Source organism: uncultured Agitococcus sp. (assembly GCF_937920075.1).
GTDB lineage: Bacteria > Pseudomonadota > Gammaproteobacteria > Pseudomonadales > Moraxellaceae > Agitococcus.
In genome coordinates this window covers 1-4,737 of the sequence record NZ_CALETI010000047.1, presented here as the reverse complement: position 1 = coordinate 4,737, position 4,737 = coordinate 1, and the positions used below count along the sequence as shown (strand labels likewise).

6 protein-coding genes are annotated in these 4,737 nt (G+C 41.8%); all 6 read right to left on the bottom strand.

The window, feature by feature from the left end:
* A partial coding sequence (locus Q0212_RS01375) for a phage portal protein (RefSeq protein ID WP_297921077.1) occupies positions 1 to 925 on the bottom strand: 925 nt, incomplete at its 3' end.
* Positions 906 to 2,627 (bottom strand): terminase TerL endonuclease subunit, encoded by a 1,722-nt coding sequence (locus Q0212_RS01370; RefSeq protein ID WP_297921074.1) that lies wholly within the window; start codon positions 2,625 to 2,627, stop codon positions 906 to 908. The genes Q0212_RS01370 and Q0212_RS01375, both read right to left, overlap by 20 nt.
* Complete coding sequence (locus Q0212_RS01365; RefSeq protein WP_297921071.1) at positions 2,627 to 3,118, bottom strand: P27 family phage terminase small subunit; 492 nt, start codon at positions 3,116 to 3,118, stop codon at positions 2,627 to 2,629. Before Q0212_RS01365 ends, Q0212_RS01370 begins: the two co-directional genes overlap by 1 nt.
* A 121-nt stretch (positions 3,119 to 3,239) precedes the next feature.
* The gene (locus tag Q0212_RS01360; RefSeq protein ID WP_297921067.1) at positions 3,240 to 3,620 is read right to left on the bottom strand and encodes an HNH endonuclease; all 381 of its coding nucleotides are present in this window, start codon (positions 3,618 to 3,620) and stop codon (positions 3,240 to 3,242) included.
* Complete coding sequence (locus tag Q0212_RS01355) at positions 3,621 to 4,013, bottom strand: hypothetical protein (RefSeq protein WP_297921064.1); 393 nt, start codon at positions 4,011 to 4,013, stop codon at positions 3,621 to 3,623. It abuts the gene before it with no gap.
* Between the two features lie 99 nt (positions 4,014 to 4,112).
* Positions 4,113 to 4,622 (bottom strand): N-acetylmuramoyl-L-alanine amidase, encoded by a 510-nt coding sequence (locus tag Q0212_RS01350; RefSeq protein WP_297921061.1) that lies wholly within the window; start codon positions 4,620 to 4,622, stop codon positions 4,113 to 4,115.
* Positions 4,623 to 4,737 lie beyond the last annotated feature (115 nt).

Here is a 4,737-nt window from a genome sequence, read left to right as displayed (position 1 = left end):
CACTGCCCCAGCTTGTGGTGTTGGTTGTGTGGCCAATCATAAAAGGTGGCACACCAAAAGCGCGGGCAATATCTTCAACTTGAAATTGACGTGTAGCAATCAGTTGGGCATCTTCTGCACTAAGCGTTAGCTCTTGAATCTCCATGCCTTTGCCAAGCACACCAGGTTTACGTCTGTTGCCTGCAATTAAATCTGCCCACGCACTTTGAATTATTACTTTCTGATCTTCGTTGAGTTTGGCATCTTGAGTCTTAATGACAAACTCAGGTTTATTTCCTTCGCCAAAAAAGTCAGCACTAAAATTATCAGCAGCCAAGGCAATGCCACCTGCAAACTTTAACGAGTAACGCAAAGGGCTAATGCTACGCAAGCCATTAAAACCAAGTCCGCTAAAATGCAAAATATCATCTTGGTCAATCGTTTCAGTAATGCCTGTTAAGTTGTTTGTCACTACATACAAACGTCGGCTTGAATCATTTGGGTTAAGGCACACTTGCACATTTAATGGGTGCAACGGCTCAAGCATTTTTACGTCATCGGTATAAGGCGTAACACGATGAATCCGTGCAAAGCCATCACCATGCAAACACTTGCTTAAAATAATGTACGACCAAAACGCACTGGACGAATAAACAGGACTTGCTTGTTGATTGACAAACCACCAGTTATCGTGGTCAACGCGCTCTCTATCACCGTTTGAAGCCACACGGTACACAGGCAAAGGTAAGCTACTTACCGCCCCAGCAATCAATTGAATACACGCAAAGATTGCACTAATCGTTAATGCAGTGCGTTCGTTTAAGTACACGCCTGCGGTGCTAACGCCACCTGTTACAAACTCATTAAAACTAGACATACTTAAATTAGTAGAAGTCGAGTTTTGCACAAGTGGCTTACGTCTTGCTTTAGCGTGTCGTTTTTTCATAATTATAAAATACAGTAATAGAAGAAGGTATATCTTCGGTAAACAAAGCCGTTCTACCTGCGGCCATAATCAACGCCACAACAGGGTCAATTTTGCCGATTGATTTTTCTTTATCAGGTTTTTGATTGCCTGCTGCATCACGAACCATTACCACATTACTCATGGCCCAATTCATCACAGGGTCATTAGGGTGTTCGATGTTGCCTGTTAAAATATCAATCTCTAGTTGCTTCATAGCAGGCGACATAGACAAAAAGCCTTGTCTAAACTCAACCATCTCTACATCTTCGGCTTGTAAGTTATTTACAATTTGCGTAGCGTTATATTTATCGAACGCAATTTCTTTGATGTTGAGGCTATCTTTTAATGCCAAGACATCGCGCTCAATATAAGCGTAATCAGTCACGTTACCTGATGTTAAAGTTAGCCAACCTTGCTCTGACCAACGCTTATACAGTGCTGCGTTTTTGTTGTGTTGATCTAATGCTCTATCTTCAGGTAAATAATGTTTACACCAAATCCGTTTTTTACCATTAGGCATCGTAGCCATTAAAACTAAGCTGCATAAGTCACTGACGCTTGCTAAATCTAAACCAGCAATCACTAAGTTAGCTTGTTCAAAACTTTGCAACTCATACTTAGCCGCACATTTTTTCCACTGCTTAATAGGCATCCACTTACGCGCACCCTTGACCCACATATCTAAATGTTTAGTTAAGAAATTATCTAAGGCAGAAGGGTCTTGTTTTGCCTTGGTTGCAGCTTCACGCAATTTTTCAATATTGACTGATACGCCTAAATTTGGATTAGCCTTAATCCATTTTGTTTCGTCTTGCCAGTCGTCAGACTTTTCGTCTGTGTCGTCATCATCGCCAAGTTTTTCGACTTCATCTAACTGATAAATCACCCCTAAGTATTTATCATCTTCAATCGTTTCTTCTAATATGCCCTTAACGTATTCATCCTCAACACGGCATATTGTTTCAAGTCCACCAAAGCCAGCAGTGGTAATCATTAGCATTAAGGGCTGTTCGCGTGCGCCTGTCGCACTGTCGATAACATCGTAAAGTTCACGGCTTGGATGCGCGTGTAACTCATCAATCAATGCACCGTGAGGATTAAGACCATCTTCTGTTTTGGCATCCGCGCCTAATGGCACGTACTTACAAGACGTACCCGCAATAAACAAATTGTCTCGTTGGCTTGTAATGTGTTTTGCTAAGTCAGGTGACTGTCTCACCATCATTTGACTTTCAACATGAATCAATTTTGCTTGCGATAACTTGGTAGCAGCCGTAAAAACTTCCGCGCCTGCTTCACCATCGCCTACAAACAAATACAAACCTATACCAGCAATCCAAGTTGTTTTACCGTTCTTTCTCGCAACCCTAAAATAAGCCTTGCGAAAGCGGCGCGTACCATCAAACCGCAACCAGCCAAACATTAAAGCCGTCCAAAACGCTTGCCAGTCTGACAATATAAACGGCTGTCTTGCCCACTTGCCTTTGCTGTGCTTTAAAAAATCAAAGAAGCGTAAAGCATGGCGTGCGTGTTCTTCACTAAACACAAGGCCGCGCTCATGCGCGTTTTGCAAATCTCGGTAATGACGCTCAACCGCTAATCGTGTCCACTTACAAACAACAATATTACCTGCCAATACATCGCGTCCGTACTTATCCCAGTCAAGTGTGGCATTTGGCATTAGCCACCCACCAAACGCGGTTTACTGCCCACAAAATTAGTTAAGTTATCACCAAACAATTGACCTTGTTGTGGCTGTGCAATTAGGTTTTTGGCTTTTCTAAAACTCGGAATAGTCAAACACGCTTCGGGCAACCAATTAAGCAAATCGCGCTTTAAATGGCGAGCAGCATAAAACAACTGGTGAGGCTGTTCGTAACCGTTTGGCGTTGTGCAAAGGTACGAGCCCTCGTGTTCTTTCATGTACTTTTCAAGTTGTTCTTCGGTGTCCACCCACCGACAAAACGTAGTCACAATGACATTTAACAGCATGGCATCTGTTTGATGAATCAAGCCCTGATCTTTAAGTGCTTGCGTCACGTGCTGCCAAATCTTGCGCTCTTTGGGCGTAAGTTTTTTTATGCTATCTGGAATCTCGGCATCATTTTGATGCGTGTCGGCCAGTGGTTGAGGACTAGCAACCACCACCGTTAAATTAGGTGGCTGATACATTTTAAAAACCTCAGCTAAGGGTTAATCAAACTCCCCCCAAGTCTAAAAATTCAAAATAGTTTATTTAAGGTTAAGGCGCGGTCTCTAGGGGCATAGTCATAGACTTTTAGTACCCCCTTCCCTAATTATTTTTAGAAGTAGAAGATACCCATGCACCCATATCTTTTTTAGCTGTCTTACTATTGTGACAAGACAAACACAAGGCTTGCCAATTGGCTTCATCCCAAAATAAATCTTGGTCGCCTTTGTGCGCCTGAATGTGGTCAACCACACTTGCAGCTTTAACAATGCCTTGTGATTGACAGTGAACACACAACGGATTGCTACTTAAATAATCTAACCGCGCTTGTCGCCATTGTGAGTTATAACCACGCTGATAACTATTACCGCGCTCTTTGTCGTATTGTGTTTTTTGTTGTTGGTGGGCTAAGCAATAACCTTGCTTAACCGCGTACTGTTTGCACCCTGTATGACAACAAGGCTTTTTTGCAGCCGTTGGCACTCAAAACCACTTCTTAATTTTTTTAATATCTTTACCAATAGCGTCAACAGGGTTTTTACTATCGCGCCATTTTTGAATAATCACGCGAACCACTGACCACAATAACCATGCTGGCACAGCACACATAAAGCAAATACCGAGTTGTGCTTGTAAGCCATAATGACCAAAGCCATAGGCTTCTATAACCAATGGCCCTACAAACAACGAGGAGGCAAACGCACTGGCAACCATGCCAAACAATTCTGTTTTGGTATTTGGTGGTGTTAAGGCAATCATAACCAGTGCCGCTAATATACCCACAAATAACCAGGCACTAAACACAAACATACTGCTAATGATTGTTAATAAACTATACGTCTCGTTTTGCATAACCATGTCTTGTTTAGTTATCATTTTTAGTTATTCCAACAGTGCATTTAATGTTTAGCTCTGGGACTGGCACAGTGGCACAGGCACTTAATGCAGCACACAACATTAATAAAATTATTGTTTTCATTTTGCTGCCAAGAACTCTGCAACATCAAAGCATGGGCATTCTTTCATCCATTCGTTTGATGTGATCTTGCCATCAAAATTAAGGTCTTTGCTAAAGTCACGATGACCTTGTACCTTTGCAACTTGATATGTTTTTTTAAGTTCTGCTACTAAATCACGTAAAGATGCAAACTGAGATTGCGTAAAGTTATTTTCGCCCTTGCCTTTAGCGTTTAAGCCGCCGATCATGCAAATACCGATTGATACGCTGTTATAGCCTTCTACATGCGCGCCAACTGTATTAACTGGACGACCACGCTCAATTGTTCCGTTACGTCTAATGACATAATGATAACCAACACAAGCAAAACCTCTTTGCTTGTGCATTTGGTCAATTTCAATAACACCAATATCTTGAGTGGCTTTAGTAGCTGAACAATGTACTGCAATGAATTGTGTGAGCTTTGAACGCACTTGCAATTTATTGAGAGGCAAAACGATAGGACAGTTTTTAATATTTAACGTCATAATCTTTTACCTCAGTTATTAGGTTGAACGTTCTTGTTCGGAGGGAAACATTAAATTTTGGGCATAAAAAAACCCGCACAAGGCGGGTAACAGGGTTATGCTAACGATGGACGCT